The 15,343-nt window shown below is 39.0% G+C and carries 15 protein-coding genes; 10 read left to right on the top strand and 5 right to left on the bottom strand.

Annotated elements, in window-relative coordinates; translation table 11 throughout:
* Nucleotides 1–11: 11 nt before the first annotated feature.
* On the bottom strand, nt 12–1,202 hold the full coding sequence (locus tag BLS35_RS18130; RefSeq protein ID WP_090783709.1) for a BaiN/RdsA family NAD(P)/FAD-dependent oxidoreductase: 1,191 nt from the start codon (nt 1,200–1,202) through the stop codon (nt 12–14).
* Between the two features lie 57 nt (nt 1,203–1,259).
* Here BLS35_RS18130 and BLS35_RS18125 point away from each other — a divergent pair, with 57 nt between their 5' ends.
* Together BLS35_RS18125 and purE are read left to right on the top strand one after the other, a co-directional pair.
* Nucleotides 1,260–2,399 carry a 5-(carboxyamino)imidazole ribonucleotide synthase gene (locus BLS35_RS18125; RefSeq protein ID WP_090783706.1) on the top strand — a complete coding sequence of 380 codons (1,140 nt, stop codon included), beginning with the start codon at nt 1,260–1,262 and terminating at the stop codon, nt 2,397–2,399.
* A complete protein-coding gene (gene purE, locus BLS35_RS18120) occupies nt 2,400–2,882 on the top strand; it encodes a 5-(carboxyamino)imidazole ribonucleotide mutase (protein WP_090783702.1) in 483 nt (160 codons plus the stop codon).
* Nucleotides 2,883–2,896: 14 nt separating this feature from the next.
* Here the strand turns inward: purE and BLS35_RS18115 are convergent, their stop codons facing one another.
* The gene (locus BLS35_RS18115; RefSeq protein ID WP_090783699.1) at nt 2,897–3,460 is read right to left on the bottom strand and encodes a YqgE/AlgH family protein; all 564 of its coding nucleotides are present in this window, start codon (nt 3,458–3,460) and stop codon (nt 2,897–2,899) included.
* A 49-nt stretch (nt 3,461–3,509) separates the two neighbouring features.
* Here BLS35_RS18115 and pdxH point away from each other — a divergent pair, with 49 nt between their 5' ends.
* Genes pdxH through BLS35_RS18090 form a run of 5 tightly spaced genes read left to right on the top strand, consistent with a single transcriptional unit; the run spans nt 3,510 to nt 8,932 of the window.
* On the top strand, nt 3,510–4,160 hold the full coding sequence (gene pdxH / locus BLS35_RS18110) for a pyridoxamine 5'-phosphate oxidase (protein WP_090783695.1): 651 nt from the start codon (nt 3,510–3,512) through the stop codon (nt 4,158–4,160).
* A gap of 32 nt (nt 4,161–4,192) precedes the next feature.
* Complete coding sequence (locus BLS35_RS18105; RefSeq protein WP_090783692.1) at nt 4,193–5,080, top strand: 3-hydroxyacyl-CoA dehydrogenase family protein; 888 nt, start codon at nt 4,193–4,195, stop codon at nt 5,078–5,080.
* A gap of 40 nt (nt 5,081–5,120) precedes the next feature.
* A complete protein-coding gene (gene ruvB / locus BLS35_RS18100; RefSeq protein ID WP_090783690.1) occupies nt 5,121–6,143 on the top strand; it encodes a Holliday junction branch migration DNA helicase RuvB in 1,023 nt (340 codons plus the stop codon).
* Between the two features lie 38 nt (nt 6,144–6,181).
* Nucleotides 6,182–7,366 (top strand): peroxiredoxin family protein, encoded by a 1,185-nt coding sequence (locus tag BLS35_RS18095; RefSeq protein ID WP_090783688.1) that lies wholly within the window; start codon nt 6,182–6,184, stop codon nt 7,364–7,366.
* 60 nt (nt 7,367–7,426) lie between these two features.
* The gene (locus BLS35_RS18090) at nt 7,427–8,932 is read left to right on the top strand and encodes a bifunctional GNAT family N-acetyltransferase/carbon-nitrogen hydrolase family protein (RefSeq protein WP_090783685.1); all 1,506 of its coding nucleotides are present in this window, start codon (nt 7,427–7,429) and stop codon (nt 8,930–8,932) included.
* A gap of 1 nt (nt 8,933) precedes the next feature.
* Here the strand turns inward: BLS35_RS18090 and BLS35_RS18085 are convergent, their stop codons facing one another.
* The gene (locus BLS35_RS18085; RefSeq protein WP_090783683.1) at nt 8,934–9,149 is read right to left on the bottom strand and encodes a hypothetical protein; all 216 of its coding nucleotides are present in this window, start codon (nt 9,147–9,149) and stop codon (nt 8,934–8,936) included.
* An 81-nt stretch (nt 9,150–9,230) separates the two neighbouring features.
* On the opposite strand from BLS35_RS18085, the gene queG reads away from it, so the two are divergent.
* Nucleotides 9,231–10,169 (top strand): tRNA epoxyqueuosine(34) reductase QueG, encoded by a 939-nt coding sequence (gene queG, locus BLS35_RS18080; RefSeq protein ID WP_090783681.1) that lies wholly within the window; start codon nt 9,231–9,233, stop codon nt 10,167–10,169.
* A gap of 32 nt (nt 10,170–10,201) precedes the next feature.
* On the opposite strand, the gene BLS35_RS18075 is transcribed toward queG, so the two are convergent.
* A complete protein-coding gene (locus BLS35_RS18075; RefSeq protein ID WP_090783678.1) occupies nt 10,202–11,185 on the bottom strand; it encodes a 3'-5' exonuclease in 984 nt (327 codons plus the stop codon).
* Between the two features lie 163 nt (nt 11,186–11,348).
* Here BLS35_RS18075 and BLS35_RS18070 point away from each other — a divergent pair, with 163 nt between their 5' ends.
* Together BLS35_RS18070 and BLS35_RS18065 are read left to right on the top strand one after the other, a co-directional pair.
* The gene (locus BLS35_RS18070) at nt 11,349–13,322 is read left to right on the top strand and encodes a DUF3857 domain-containing protein (RefSeq protein WP_090783675.1); all 1,974 of its coding nucleotides are present in this window, start codon (nt 11,349–11,351) and stop codon (nt 13,320–13,322) included.
* Complete coding sequence (locus BLS35_RS18065) at nt 13,319–15,235, top strand: DUF3857 domain-containing protein (RefSeq protein WP_090783673.1); 1,917 nt, start codon at nt 13,319–13,321, stop codon at nt 15,233–15,235. Before BLS35_RS18070 ends, BLS35_RS18065 begins: the two co-directional genes overlap by 4 nt.
* On the opposite strand, the gene BLS35_RS28300 is transcribed toward BLS35_RS18065, so the two are convergent.
* The gene (locus tag BLS35_RS28300) at nt 15,221–15,343 is read right to left on the bottom strand and encodes a hypothetical protein (protein ID WP_256375307.1); all 123 of its coding nucleotides are present in this window, start codon (nt 15,341–15,343) and stop codon (nt 15,221–15,223) included. The genes BLS35_RS18065 and BLS35_RS28300 overlap by 15 nt on opposite strands.

Genomic DNA, 15,343 nt, shown 5'->3' with positions numbered 1-15,343 from the left:
GTTGGAGTTTGTTATAGATTTTGCGCGATTACAAAGCCGCTTGCCCAGGCCCATTGAAAGTTATAGCCGCCCAGCCATCCGGTTACATCAACGCATTCGCCGCCAAAATATAATCCCGGAACCTTTTTACATTCCAACGTTTTAGACGATAGTTCATCGGTTGCTATACCACCCCGCATTACTTCGGCTTTATCGTAACCCTTATCGCCGGCAGGCTTCACCTTAAATCTATGTATCGTCTCTTCGATTAATTCCAGTTCCGATTTAGTTAAGCTAGCCACTTGCTTTTCAATAGGCAAATACTTACCTAAAGCATCGGTAAACTTCTTCGCATAAAATCGATTAAACAAAGTAGACAATAGGGTCTTCCCACTCTGCTGGCGCTCTGTATCAATTAATGCAGTGATATCCTGATGAGGCAACAAGTCAATGTTAAATACCTCTCCTCTCCTCCAATAGGAGGAGATTTGCAAAATTGCGGGTCCGCTAAGGCCCCAATGCGTAAAGAGGATATTTTCTTCAAATGCTATGCGATCATTGCTCACTTCACAAAAAACACTATTTCCTGAAAGCTGCGCATACCATTCTTCATCTTTTCCAGTTATAGTAAGTGGTACTAAAGCTGGCATTGTCTCTACAATTTTCAAGCCCTGTTTTCTTGCAAAACGTAAGGCAAAATCAGTAGCTCCCATTTTTGGAATGGGTAAACCACCGGTAGCAATAACCAGTTTAGGGGCCGTTATAGCGCGCGATTTACCCCCTTTTTCATATTTCACTGTAAATCCATCTGTTAGGATTTCTATATCACTTACATCTACATTGCAAATCAACTGTTGTCCAAAATCTTCACAAATTGAAGTAAAAACGGATACGACATCTCTGGCATTCTTTCCATTTGGGAATAATTGCCCTAAGGTTTTCTCTTTCCCCTCAACGCCATAAGTTTCAAAAAAGCTAATGGTATCGGCTACCGTCCACTGTGTAAATGCCGATTTAACAAAATGCTTATTCTCCGAAACAAACTGCTCATCGGTTGCGTACATATTGGTATAATTACACCTTCCCCCACCAGAAATCAGGATCTTAGCTCCCGGCTGATCATTTTTTTCTAATAAAATCACCCGCTTTCCTAAGTATCCGGCCTGTACCGCACACATCAAACCACAAGCTCCGGCTCCAATAATTATAGCATCTGCCTCCATCAATCCGTTTATAATTGTTATTTTTGTGCAAAATAAGCATAACTTTTTCATATAGATATGGCAAAACAAATAAGCGATTTAAAATTAGGGATATTAGGCGGCGGACAATTAGGCAGAATGCTGATACAAGAAGCCATCAATTATAACCTAACTACCTTGGTTTTAGATCCAGATACTGACGCTCCATGTAAACATCTTGCAAATTACTTCGAATGTGGCTCAATTACCGATTTTGATACCGTTTATAACTTCGGAAAAAAGGCTGACATCATTACCATCGAAATTGAAAAGGTTAATATAGAAGCACTTGAACAACTAGAGAAAGAAGGAAAACAGGTCTACCCACAGTCACGAGTAATCCGTTTAATTCAAGATAAAGGCGTTCAAAAACAATTTTTCAAGGAAAATAACATTCCTACGGCACCCTTTAAATTGGTAAATACAAGAGAAGACATTTTTAACTGCAACTTTGCTTTTCCTTACATCCTTAAACAACGCAAGGATGGTTACGATGGCAAAGGTGTTATGAAAATCAGCGATGTGGCTGATATCGACCATGCTTTTGATGCACCTTGCTTAGTTGAGGAATTGATCGACTTTGAAAAGGAAGTAGCGATTATTGTGGCTCGTAATCCTAATGGCGATATGAAAACATATCCAATGGTGGAAATGGAGTTTAACGCTGAAGCCAATTTGGTAGAATTCTTAATCTCTCCATCTACTTATCCAGAGTCTTTGCAACAAAGAGCAGAAAAAATTGCGATGAACATTGCGGCTTCATTAAATATCACTGGTATTCTAGCTGTAGAAATGTTCGTAACTAAAAACGGCGAATTACTGGTAAATGAATTGGCACCAAGACCACACAATAGCGGTCACCATAGCATAGAGGGCAATTACGTTTCGCAGTTTGCACAACATTTACGCGCCATTTTCAATTTACCATTGGGCGATACCCGCACGATTAACAATGCGGTAATGATCAATCTATTGGGCGAAAAGAACCACAATGGGGTAGCAAAATATCAAGGATTAGAAAAAATTATGGCCATAGATGGTGTTTACGTACACCTTTATGGTAAAAAATACACCAAACCATTCCGAAAAATGGGCCATGTTACTGTGGTTGATCAAAACAGGGATGGTGCAATAGAAAAAGCCAATTACATTAAAAACACACTAAAAGTTATTTCATAAATGAGCGTACAAGTAGGCATTATCATGGGCAGCAAATCAGATCTTCACATTATGCAAGATGCTGCTGATATTTTTAAAGAGTTTGGGGTTGAATTTGAAATGACTGTAGTATCGGCGCATCGCACACCTGAAAGGATGTTTGAGTACGCTAAAAATGCGGCTTCAAGAGGTCTGAAAGTAATTATTGCTGGTGCCGGCGGCGCAGCACATTTGCCTGGTATGGTTGCTTCGATTACTGTATTACCAGTAATTGGGGTTCCTGTTAAATCTTCAAATTCTATTGACGGATGGGATTCTATCCTTTCTATTTTACAAATGCCTAATGGTATTCCTGTTGCGACCGTTGCCTTAAATGCAGCAAAAAATGCAGGTTTACTAGCTGTTCAGATCCTTTCTACTGCTGATGTTTCTTTGGCTGATAAAATGCAGACTTACAAAGATGACTTGAGAAAGAAAGTTGAAGAAAGTGCAGCTGACATGTAATCAATAAGGTAATACTAATTCAAATTCGGGTCCTGAGGAAAATTGCTTACATGAGCATATTTCGGTCCCAAATTAATAATAACTTCCCGCCAAAGGTTTTCTTCATTATTGGAGAAAACCACATCGGGATGAAACTGATCAGATACAATCCAGGTATTGGTTTTCATTTCCATGTTCAATTGTGATTGACCCCAGCCTGAATAGCCAATAAAAAACTTAATATCATCTTCATTAATTTGTTGATTGTTTATCAACACTTTTAAGCTCTCGAAATTACCACCCCAATATATTCCTTTTACCACCTCTTGTCCGTCTGTGATCAAATCAGGACATCTATGTATAAAATGTATGGTATCCGTCTCTACCGGTCCACCAAGGTATACAGGAAAATTTGCTTCCGGTAATCCCGGAATTACATCTTTAAGCGATAAGGTACTGGAATGGTTAAGAATGAAACCAACAGTCCCCTCTTCCTGATGCTCTGTAATAAGAATTACCGACCGTTTAAAATTAGGGTCCATTAAAAATGGTTCGGATATTAATAATCTGCCTAACGTTGGCTCTAACCTGCTTATCATTTCGGAAATTTAGGGATAAATTTGATTAAACTAAAACCTATTTTTGTACATGGAGCAGAACAAAAAAAAATTACATGATTTAAGGCAGGAATATCGCAGTGCACAGCTCACAGAAAAAGATGTGGAAAGCGACCCTATCCTGCAATTCGGAAAATGGTTTTCGGCAGCCGTAGATGCACAGTTATATGAGCCCAATGTAATGACTCTGGCAACAGCAGACCGCTTTGGTAAACCAGATGCACGGATTGTACTGCTAAAAGAATTTGATGCAAATGGTTTTGTCTTTTATACGAATTATGAGAGTAAAAAAGGCCAGGACCTGGTTGAAAACCCACAAGCAGCACTGGTATTTTTTTGGCCAGAATTAGAACGCCAGGTGCGTATTGAAGGTGTAGTGAGTAAAGTTGATGCCGAAACCTCTGCAGACTATTTTCATTCGCGCCCTGTAGGCAGCCAAATTGGTGCAATGGCTTCTCCGCAAAGTAAAGTGTTGGATAGCCGTGAATCTCTTGAAGAAAAAGTTGCAGCCTTGACAAAAGCATACGAAGACAAAGAAATTCCACGACCGCTGCATTGGGGCGGATATCTGGTAGAGCCTATGCACATCGAATTTTGGCAAGGCAGACCAAGTAGACTACACGATAGAATTGTGTACGATTTAGTGGATGGTTCGTGGATTATAAATAGATTAGCGCCATAAAACATTTTAACTAACATCATAAAAAAAACTAAATGAAGAACATCGCAGTAATCGGTTCTGGCACGATGGGCAATGGAATAGCACATACTTTTGCTCAATTTGGCTACCAAGTAAATCTTATCGACATTAATGCTGAAGCCTTAGAAAGAGCTATAAATACCATCAGTAAAAACCTTGATCGTCAAGTTGCTAAGGGAACCATCACTGAAGTAGATAAATCAGCAACATTAAAAAACATTTTAAGCTTTACAGATATGCAGACTGGCGTAGCCAATGCAGATCTTGTTGTAGAGGCTGCAACTGAGAACCTCGATCTTAAGCTGAAGATATTTAAAGAACTTGATGCCTTTGCTAAACCTGAAACTATTCTGGCTAGCAATACTTCATCCATTTCTATTACTAAAATTGCTTCGGTAACTGGTCGTGGCGACAAAGTAATTGGGATGCATTTTATGAACCCAGTACCGGTAATGAAACTCGTTGAGGTGATTCGTGGCTATGCAACCAGCAATGAAACAACAGAAACAGTGATGGAACTTTCCAAAAAACTTGGTAAAGTACCAGTTGAGGTAAATGACTATCCTGGATTTGTGGCCAACAGAATATTAATGCCAATGATTAACGAGGCTATCTATACTTTATATGAAAATGTAGCTGGCGTAGAAGAGATTGATACTGTAATGAAGTTAGGAATGGCACATCCAATGGGCCCCTTGCAATTGGCTGATTTTATTGGCTTAGATGTTTGTCTGGCTATACTTCGCGTGTTACAGGATGGTTTTGGAAATCCAAAATATGCCCCATGTCCTTTATTGGTTAATATGGTAACGGCAGGCAATAAGGGTGTTAAATCTGGTGAAGGCTTTTACAACTATGCCAATGGTATTAAAGAAGCTACTGTAGCGGCCAAATTTAGCTAGTCTTTACAATAATTCTAATTTTTAAGCGTATTTTTGAGCAATGAACGAGAATCTTGATCCATCCGCTGAAAGCTTATCACCCATAGAACGTGATATTGAAAAAGTATTGCGGCCGCAGGCTTTTGATGACTTTACCGGGCAGGAAAAAGTGATGGAAAACCTAAAGATCTTTGTACAAGCGGCAAAGTTACGTGGTGAACCTCTAGATCATGTTTTACTACATGGCCCTCCGGGACTAGGTAAAACAACCCTCTCCTACATCATTGCTAATGAAATGAGCGTTGGGATAAAGGTTACTTCCGGACCGGTATTGGATAAGCCAGGTGATCTGGCAGGTCTATTGACCGGACTTGATGAAGGAGACATCCTATTTATTGATGAGATACACCGTTTAAGTCCTTTGGTTGAAGAGTACCTGTACTCTGCGATGGAAGACTTTAAAATAGATATTATGCTGGAGAGTGGGCCCAATGCCCGCTCTGTACAGATCAGCTTAAATCCTTTTACACTTGTTGGAGCGACTACCCGTTCCGGCTTGTTAACTGCACCTTTAAGGGCTAGGTTTGGAATCAACTCCCGACTGGCCTACTATGATGCAAAACTCCTTACAACTATCGTCTTAAGATCCTCAGAGATATTAAAAACACCAATTACTGATGAAGGTGCTTATGAAATTGCACGTCGGAGTCGTGGTACCCCACGTATCGCGAATGCTTTGCTAAGACGTACACGTGATTTTGCACAGATTAAAGGAACTGGTGAGATCAATACAGACATTGCCCGTTATGCCCTAAAGGCATTAAATGTGGATGAGCATGGTCTGGACGAGATGGACAACAAAATACTGACAACTATCATCGATAAGTTTAAAGGCGGCCCTGTTGGTTTAAAAACCATTGCAACTGCTGTTGGCGAAGATGAAGGTACAATTGAAGAGGTTTATGAACCATTCCTGATTCAGGAAGGTTTTCTAATGCGCACTTCAAGAGGTCGTGAAGTAACAGAAGCAGCATATAAGCACCTACAAAGAAATTTTCCTGGACAAACCGGAAGATTGTTTTAAATTTAAATAACCAATGGTTATTTAAATTTAAAACAATCATGAAAAAAATTAACCTTCTTGCCTTACTGTGTTTAGTTTCCTTTAGTATTCTGGCACAGCAAAAAAACTTTGAAATTGTTGGCGACATAAAGAACCTGCCGGCGAAGCAGATATACCTTCGTGCATTAAACCGGGATAAAAATCGTAAGATAACCCAGCCGATTATTGCTTTGGCCAAAGTTTCTAATGGAAAGTTTATCCTTCAAAAAGACACCCTTCTCGCCGATCCCGCCTGGTCTGCTGAGCTGAGTTATAAAGATTCCATCACAAATAAAATAGAAATTATTTCCTTCTATAACCCCGACAAATCCCCTGATGAAAGAGGATATCTTCATGGAGGTTTTATATTGGAGAATACGAAAATGCAGGTAAATGGCGATTTTAAATTAAAAAAAGCCGTTCTCCTCAGCGGATCTAAAGAAACGGAATATCAAATGAAAACAGGTCTGATGTTCGCTCCTTCCTTAAGCCCCATAAATAAAAAGATTGATTCCTTGCAAGCATTAGGAGCATCCGACCAAATGCAATCTGCCCTGGCTGAACGCAGTGAAATCATCAAAAAATACAAGGCTGAATTTAAACAAATGGTAATTGAGAACCCCTCGACCTGGGGCGCTGTACTGAATATTTATCAAAATGCGCACTCATTTAGCCCTCAGGAATTAGAAGAATTTGTAGCCATTTTTGACAAATCCGTAATGAGTACAGCGACAGGAAAAAAACTCCTGAATCATATCCAACAAAATAAATTATTGCTCCCGTCCATGCCTTTCCCAGATTTCAGTTACGCAGACGTCAATAACAAGAAATTCACCCTTAATCAACTGAAAGGCAAGAAAGGAACACTGATCGTATTTTGGGCCAGTTGGTGTGGTCCATGTCGAGCCGAAATTCCGGAACTTAAAACATTCTATACCAACTATAAAGATAAGGGGATTGACTTAATAAGTATCTCAACAGATCATAGCGTTGTAGACTGGAAAAAAGCTTTGGATAAGGAAAAAATGCCCTGGGCTAATTTATCCAACTTACCAGGTGATTACAAGGAGATCATCTCAAAATATAATGTAACTGCCATTCCTGCAATGTTTTTACTAGATAAGGATAACAAAATTGTATTGGCAGACCCCAACGACTTTAAACTGATACAAAAACATACCAATCAAATTTTACAAGGTATTTAATGAATTCCTTAAACATTTAAGCTGTTTTTTTGTTCTCCTATAAGCGAAAAAACAGCTTTTATGAACGTAGAAACAAGAAAACTTACCCTTTCGGATTATAATGATTTAAGGGAATCCATGCAGCAGGCTTACGAAACCCTTGGTCAAATTTGGAGTAAAAACAGTATCGAACGATTACTAAAATTATTTCCTGAAGGCCAGCTCTGTATTGCAGTAGATGACAAAGTTGTTGCTTGTTCCTTATCCCTTATTGTAGATTACGACGAATACGGCGACAAGCATACTTATAAAAATATAACTGGAGATTATTCTTTCTCCACTCATGATCCAGAAGGTGATGTACTCTATGGTATTGAGATCTTTGTACATCCCGAATATCGCGGACTTAGATTAGGTAGAAGATTATATGAAGCTCGTAAAGAGCTGTGCGAAAGCCTAAATCTTAAGAGCATTATTGCAGGCGGTCGTATTCCCGGCTACCATGAATACGCGGATAAACTCACGCCAAGACAGTATATTGATAAAGTAAAGGCAAAAGAAATTTACGATTCCACCCTTACCTTTCAACTTTCCAACGACTTCCACGTACGGAAGGTTTTAAAAAACTACCTTCCCGGAGATCACGAATCTAAGGAGTTTGCCACCCTTATAGAATGGAACAACATTTACTATCAGGGTATAGATGCCTCAGCACGTTCGGCGAAAACCATCAGAATTGGATTGGTACAATGGCAAATGCGATTATTCCCTGATATAGAAGCTTTTTACGAGCAGGTAGAATTTTTTGTGGATGCGGTTAGTGGTTATGGTTCGGACTTTATTGTATTTCCTGAATTCTTTAACACCCCCTTATTACATCCCTACAATCACTTACCGGAAATAGAGGCCATGCGCAAACTAGCCGAACACACGGCCGAGATTGTTGAACGGATACAGCAATATGCCTTATCTTACAATGTAAACATCATATCGGGCAGCATGCCACTTCTTGATAACAATAAGCTATACAATGCTACTTACTTATGTCACAGGAGCGGCAAAACTGATGAATACAGAAAGATTCACATTACTCCGAATGAGTTAAAATATTACGGAATGACAGGCGGCGATAAGATCCAGGTATTTGATACAGATTGTGGCAAAGTGGGCATATTGATCTGTTATGATGTGGAGTTCCCTGAACTCAGCAGAATTTATGCAGACCAGGGCATGCAGATTTTATTTGTCCCTTTCTTAACTGATACTCAAAATGGTTATACCAGGGTACGTAGATGTGCGCAGGCTCGTGCAATAGAGAATGAATGCTATGTAGCTATTGCGGGTTGCGTAGGTAACTTGCCTAAGGTGAACAATATGGATATACAATTTGCTCAATCGGCAGTATTTACACCCTCAGACTTTGCCTTCCCTACCAATGCCGTAAAAGCTGAAACCACGCCTAATACAGAAATGATGCTGGTAGTTGATGTGGATTTACATTTGCTGGATGAAATCCACCATTTTGGTACCGTAAGAATACTAAAGGACCGACGTAAGGATCTGTATGAAGTAAAACTATTAAAGTAAACTAACCCTTAAAAAACAGCCAATAAATAAGTAAACCGATAACTAGTAACGGTATAAGCCATCTTAATACTACGGCAGCACCATTGATATCCTTTTCCTCTACAGCTTCACGCGGTGGTCCGGGATCTGCCTTGTGTTTGGAATAGTCATGTTCTATTGGTTTGTGCGTATGGGGCTGCGAATGGTTTTCGGTATGTTGTTCCTCTTGATTTTCCATGACATTAAGTTTTGGTTTAATAAATGAACAACAAGTGGGCCTTTAAAAAGTTTACAATACAAAGCCCTATCTTTGCAGGCGATGATCAACAATGCCTCCAAATACAGCAAAATGATTAAAGCTGAAGCCTTAAGGCTTGGCTTTATGCAATGCGGTATTGCCAAAGCTGATTTTTTGGAGGAAGAGGCGCCTAAATTAGAGCGTTGGTTACAACAGAACCACCATGGCCAAATGGCTTATATGGAGAATCATTTTGACAAGCGGCTAGATCCAAGGCTGCTTGTTGACGACTCTAAATCGGTGATCTCGCTTACGCTCAATTACTATCCTGATGCGAAACAAGCTGATCCGGACGCTCCAAAGATCTCTAAGTACGCTTATGGGATGGATTATCATCAGGTGATTAAGGACAAGTTATTCCAATTGCTAAACTTTATTGGAGAAGAGATTGGAGAGGTTGCCGGTAGAGCCTTTGTAGATTCAGCTCCAGTGTTGGACCGGGCCTGGGCAAAACGGGCCGGTATCGGATGGATTGGTAAAAACAGCAACTTAATTAACAAAAAGAGCGGGTCGTTCTTTTTTTTAGCTGAGCTAATCGTAGATCTGGAACTGGAGTATGACAACCCATTCGAGACCGATCATTGCGGTACTTGTACGAAATGTATTGATGCCTGCCCTACTGATGCTATTTTATCACCTTATGTGATAGATGCAAATAAATGTATCTCTTATTTAACCATCGAGCTAAGAGAAGAAATAGATCAGGGCTTTAAAGACAAAATGGACAACTGGATGTTTGGCTGCGATGTTTGTCAGGATGTATGTCCCTGGAACAGGTTTTCTGCCCCAAATACTGAACCTTTGTTTAAACCTAATGAACAATTGTTAACGATGAAACGTGAGGATTGGCTCGACATTACGGAAGATGTTTTTAAAACTATCTTTAAAAACTCGGCGGTTAAAAGGACCAAATTTAAAGGCCTAACGAGAAATATAGATTTCATAAAAAAGACCCTATAAAGGGTCTTTTTTTAATATGATAATGATAATATCTATTTACCAAACTTCATTTTTAATTGCTCTAACATGTCGTTAGTTACGTCTACAGCAGGTTTTTCTTTCTTTACAGGCGCAGCTTGTCCTTTTTCCTGTACTTGTTGTGGCCTTGGCTGTGCTTGTTTTGGTCTATTTGCTTCAGCCAATTGTTGTCTTTCCTGCTTAAGCAAATCTTTCTTTTTGCTCCATCTTGCCCAGATCTCGTCTAGCTTTTTCTTAGTATACAAAGGAAAATCACCCTGTTTCATCCAGGCATAATAACTAGGCTCAGTATCAAAAACCTGCTCTACAGTTTTGCCTTTGTGTTTACCAAAGTTGAATATTTCTTCATCGTTCTCATTAAATACCATTCTTCCGGCAAAGTCAACCGGCTTATTCATATTGGTAAATATATGAAGTGCCTCTACATCATTTTGTACAGGCTGAGATATTTTACCTTGCTTATCTTCAAAATCAACGTCTTTATAACGTTCAATTTGAGCCAACAACACCTGGTAAGTAGCTGTAATATCAGCTTCAGCTGAATGCGCATTGATAATGTCTTTACCACAATAGTACTTATAAGCAGCACGTAAAGTGCGCTGTTCCATCTGGTGGAATATATTCTGCACATCAACAAATTTACGATCAGACATATCAAAGTCTATCCCTGCCCTTAAAAACTCTTCCAGGATTACAGGAATGTCAAAACGGTTAGAATTATAACCGGCAAGATCGGCATCGCCAATAAACTCAGACAATTCGACTGCAACAGCTTTAAAAGTAGGTGCTGTCGCAATATCCTCATCATAAATTCCATGTATCAATGATGAATGCAATGGAATTGGCATCTCAGGATTAATGCGCATGGACTTGATTATCTCAGTTCCATCAGGCATAGCTTTTAATATAGCAATTTCAACAATACGATCGGCACCAACGTTTACTCCGGTGGTTTCCAAATCAAAAAATGCGAGTGGGCGTTTTAAATTTAATTTCATTTCAATCTTTTTGGTAGCGCTTCAAAAGTCGTAAAAATCATCCATTAATCCTTAACTTATTTGATAACACATTAATTTCTATCTGAATAATTTACTTTGCATTTTTTTATTCAGAATTCTACTTTTATCTTGCAGTTTATAATTATACTTTAAACGCTCATTGATGAGGAATCTTTTCTTTCTACTCCTTTTTTTTTCTTCTACTACGCTATTCGCACAAGATTTCGAATATCTTAAGGTGAGTCAAGCCGACCTGAACTTTACAAAAACTGCATTGGACAGCAACGCCAATGCAGTCGTATTAAGGGAGTTTGGGACAGCAGCAGTTAGGTTGGATGACAATTACGGCAATTTATTTATAGACTTTGAATATCATGTGCGGATAAAAATCCTCAACAAAAAGGGATTCGAAAGTGCCAATATTACCATACCATTGCTAACAAATGGGGATAAAGAAGAGACAATTTCGGAACTGAAGGCAACCACCATCAATTATACAAACGGTGAAATATCCCTCACAGAATTAGATAAAAAGAAAATATTCACAGAAAAAAGGAATAAGTATGTTACGTTTACCAAGTTTACCATGCCTAACCTTACCGAAGGAAGTATAATCGAATACCGCTATCGTTTATACTCACCAAGGATCTTTAATTTCAGAACATGGGAATTCCAATCCAATATCCCAAAATTACATAGCGAATATATTGCCATGATTCCAGCATTATATAACTATAATGTTGCGCTACGAGGGGCCCAAAAGCTAACTTCACAAAACGCAGAACTGAACAGGGAATGTCTAAGAATTGCTGGAAGAGCGATTGATTGCTCTAAAATGACATATATCATGAAGGATATACCTCCGTTTATTGAAGAGGACTATATGACTGCCCCAAGCAATTTCAAATCGGCTATTAATTTCGAATTATCGGACTATATCACCCCAACCGGTGGCAAACAGGGTATCACCAAAGAATGGAAAGATGTAGATTACCAACTGATTGATGACAAATCTTTTGGTGGCCAAATTAAAAGAAAGGATATTTTTAAAACGCTACTACCGGATATACTTAAAAATGCGACAGATCCGCTAAACAAGGCCAAAGCGATCTATGCTTATATAAAGCATAACATAAAAGAAAATGGCTTTATTGGCATATACAGCGAAAACACAATTAAAAAGGCATTAGAAACACATACAGGCAATACGGCAGATATTAATCTGGCACTGATAGCGGCATTAAATGCAGCTGAAATTGATGCTGAAGCTGTTATCCTTTCTACCCGTGTAAATGGCCTTGTAAATACACTATTTCCGGTAATCAGCGACTTTAACTACGTCGTTGCAAAAGTAAATATCGAAGGTAAATCTTATCTACTGGATGCATCGGAACCTTTAATACCATTTGGATTACTTCCTTTACGCTGCATAAATGGTCGTGGACGCGTAATTCCCTTAAAGAAACCATCCTATTGGTACGATCTTACGGCAAGTCAAAAAGAAACAACCCGTTATAACTTAACTGCCGAACTCGGAAAAGATGGAAAAATAAAAGGAATACTAACCACCTACTCCATCGGCTATGCGGCTTTCAATAAGCGCAAAAGGATCTTAGCGTCCAATTCTATTGATGAGTTTGTAGAGAAGCTTGACGAAAGCATGCCAAAAATCAAAATCGTTAAGCACGAAATAAATAATCTGGACAGTCTGGAAAATCCCCTTATTGAAATTTATAATGTTGAAATATTGGCCTTTCAGGACATCAATCATGACCCATTGTTCTTTAATCCCTTTTTTATTGATAAAACTACCAGAAACCCATTTAATTTAAATGAACGTACCTACCCGGTAGATTTAGGAAGTCAAAGCGAACAGCGCGTCTCTATATCCCTTAAGCTACCTGGTAATTATACCTTAGCCGATAAGCCCAAAGAATTAAATATAGGTTTAGCAGAGGGTGGAGGCAGATTCATGTGCACAACTTCCTTACAGGACGACGTATTGGTATTCAATCAACTATTGCAATTCAACAAACCTATATACGGCCCAGAAGAGTACTTATCGCTTAAGGAGTTATACAGTAGAATCATTCAAGTTCAAAAAACAGATATTATCCTTAAAAAGCAAAGTAAATGATAATCAAACAAATCGGTTTAATCGCCCTGCTTTTCTGTGCTTTCAATAGTTTTTCTCAAGTCGAATATCCGGCGGATCAACTCTCGTCGGAACTAAAGAACCGTGCCAATGCTGTGATTAGGAAAATGGAGACTACAGTGGACATGCGCGCGGGCGACAATGTGATTATGAACATAAAAAAGGTAGTTACGGTACTCAATAAAAATGGGGATCCTCAAGCAGAAATCTATTTATCGTATAATAAAAACACCGTTATTAAATCAGCTAAAGGCATTATTATAGATGCCTTTGGTAAGGCAACCAGCAAATTTACGCTTAGTAATTTTACCGACCACAGTGCTGTGAGCGATATCTCATTGTTTGAAGATGACCGCGTGAAACATTTTGAACCCACCGTACTGTCTTATCCTTATACGATAGCGTACGAATACGAGATCAGATTTAAACAAAATTTGATGATACCCGACTGGTACGCCAGCCATACAGCCGATGTAGCAGTAGAGAACAGTAGCTACACTTTTATCTGCAAACCCGAAGACAAAGTAAGAATAAAGGCCTTTAATTATAAAGGAGAACCAGAAGTCGTGATAAATGAGAAACTTAAAAGTCAGACCTGGACGGTAAAAAATCTAACTGCTTTTAAACCTGAACCCTACGCTCCCGACCCCGAGAATTATCGCTGCCATGTTAAAATAGCGCCCGAAGAATTTAATTATTACGGTTATAAAGGAAAATACCAAAACTGGGAAGAGTTGGGAAAATGGATTTATAACGAACTGATTAAAAACAGGCAAACGCTTAGCCCAGCCACCATTGAGGAAGTAAAAGCCTTAGTAGCGGGTATACCAAATGACAAAGACAAAGCACGTAAGGTTTATGAGTATGTGCAGAAAAAGACTCGTTATATCAGCGTACAGGTAGGAATTGGTGGACAACAGCCAATGTTGGCCAGCGAAGTTGATCAACTGTCCTACGGAGACTGTAAAGCGCTAGTTAATTACACCCAGAGTTTACTAAAAGCCATAAATATCCCATCCCTGTATTGCATCGTAAACGCAGGTAGTTTAAAAAAAGATATGGAAACCGAATTTGCCAGTATGAACCAGGGAAATCACATCATTCTTTGCCTTCCGCTAAAAAATGATACCACCTGGTTGGAATGTACAGATCAGGAAAGTCCTTTTGGCTTTTTAGGTAGCTTTACAGATGATCGTACAGTGCTAGCTTGTACAGAAGATGGCGGAAAAATACTGAGAACCCCAGCCCTATCAACACAAATGAATTTACAGGAACGTAAGGCTGAACTTGTACTTGACGCCGAAGGAAACATCAATGGAACAATGGAAACAAGCTGTGGTGGTTCTCAATATGATAACTATGCTCAGTTCGTGAACCAGCCGATGAAAGAACAGCTGAAATTACTAAAGACGACGTATGATATCGATAATATTGATTTCGATACTTTTAAATTGACGCAGGATAAGGGTAGCAAACCGGTCACAAAAGAATCCCTACAACTCAGCATTCAGAAATATGCACCTAGAACAAATAATCATATTTACCTGGTACTAAATGCATTCAATAAAAAACGTACGATTCCAGAAGTGAGAAACAGAACCTTACCTGTTTTTATCAACAGAGGTTATACTGATATAGATGAGCTTACTTATACCCTTCCAAATGATGTTGTCATTGATTTTATACCGCAAGGCACTGAAATAAAAACTGCCTTTGGTTCTTATGCCATCAGCATAAGGAAAGTGGATAAAAAGCTGATATACCGTAGAAAGTTTGTTTTGAATGATGGAACCTACCCGGCTGATAAATATGCTGACTTTGCAGATTTTATTAGTTCTGTGAGCTCGTACGACCAGGTAAAAGCTATTTTTAAAACGGAACTAGCTAAGAATTAAGATCCCAATACCTATTCCAATAACCATAATCAGGTACATCAGAATCTCGGTAGTGGCAAACTTTTTATACTTGGTCCAGAATGAGATGTCGTGTTTTGGTTTATTCAT

The sequence above is a fragment of the Pedobacter sp. ok626 genome, from assembly GCF_900100435.1.
Taxonomy (GTDB): Bacteria; Bacteroidota; Bacteroidia; order Sphingobacteriales; family Sphingobacteriaceae; genus Pedobacter.
Note: the sequence above shows the minus strand (reverse complement) of the source record. Positions and strands in the feature narration are given on the sequence as shown.

Coding starts and splice junctions, on each gene's coding strand:
- BLS35_RS18070 (WP_090783675.1), top strand. CDS start 11,349: ATGAGGAATCTTTTCTTTCTACTCCTTTTTTTTTCTTCTACTACGCTA.
- BLS35_RS18130 (WP_090783709.1), bottom strand. CDS start 1,202: ATGGAGGCAGATGCTATAATTATTGGAGCCGGAGCTTGTGGTTTGATG.
- BLS35_RS18090 (WP_090783685.1), top strand. CDS start 7,427: ATGAACGTAGAAACAAGAAAACTTACCCTTTCGGATTATAATGATTTA.
- BLS35_RS28300 (WP_256375307.1), bottom strand. CDS start 15,343: ATGAATAAACCAAAACACGACATCTCATTCTGGACCAAGTATAAAAAG.
- purE (WP_090783702.1), top strand. CDS start 2,400: ATGAGCGTACAAGTAGGCATTATCATGGGCAGCAAATCAGATCTTCAC.
- BLS35_RS18115 (WP_090783699.1), bottom strand. CDS start 3,460: ATGATAAGCAGGTTAGAGCCAACGTTAGGCAGATTATTAATATCCGAA.
- BLS35_RS18125 (WP_090783706.1), top strand. CDS start 1,260: ATGGCAAAACAAATAAGCGATTTAAAATTAGGGATATTAGGCGGCGGA.
- ruvB (WP_090783690.1), top strand. CDS start 5,121: ATGAACGAGAATCTTGATCCATCCGCTGAAAGCTTATCACCCATAGAA.
- pdxH (WP_090783695.1), top strand. CDS start 3,510: ATGGAGCAGAACAAAAAAAAATTACATGATTTAAGGCAGGAATATCGC.
- BLS35_RS18095 (WP_090783688.1), top strand. CDS start 6,182: ATGAAAAAAATTAACCTTCTTGCCTTACTGTGTTTAGTTTCCTTTAGT.
- BLS35_RS18065 (WP_090783673.1), top strand. CDS start 13,319: ATGATAATCAAACAAATCGGTTTAATCGCCCTGCTTTTCTGTGCTTTC.
- queG (WP_090783681.1), top strand. CDS start 9,231: ATGATCAACAATGCCTCCAAATACAGCAAAATGATTAAAGCTGAAGCC.
- BLS35_RS18085 (WP_090783683.1), bottom strand. CDS start 9,149: ATGGAAAATCAAGAGGAACAACATACCGAAAACCATTCGCAGCCCCAT.
- BLS35_RS18075 (WP_090783678.1), bottom strand. CDS start 11,185: ATGAAATTAAATTTAAAACGCCCACTCGCATTTTTTGATTTGGAAACC.
- BLS35_RS18105 (WP_090783692.1), top strand. CDS start 4,193: ATGAAGAACATCGCAGTAATCGGTTCTGGCACGATGGGCAATGGAATA.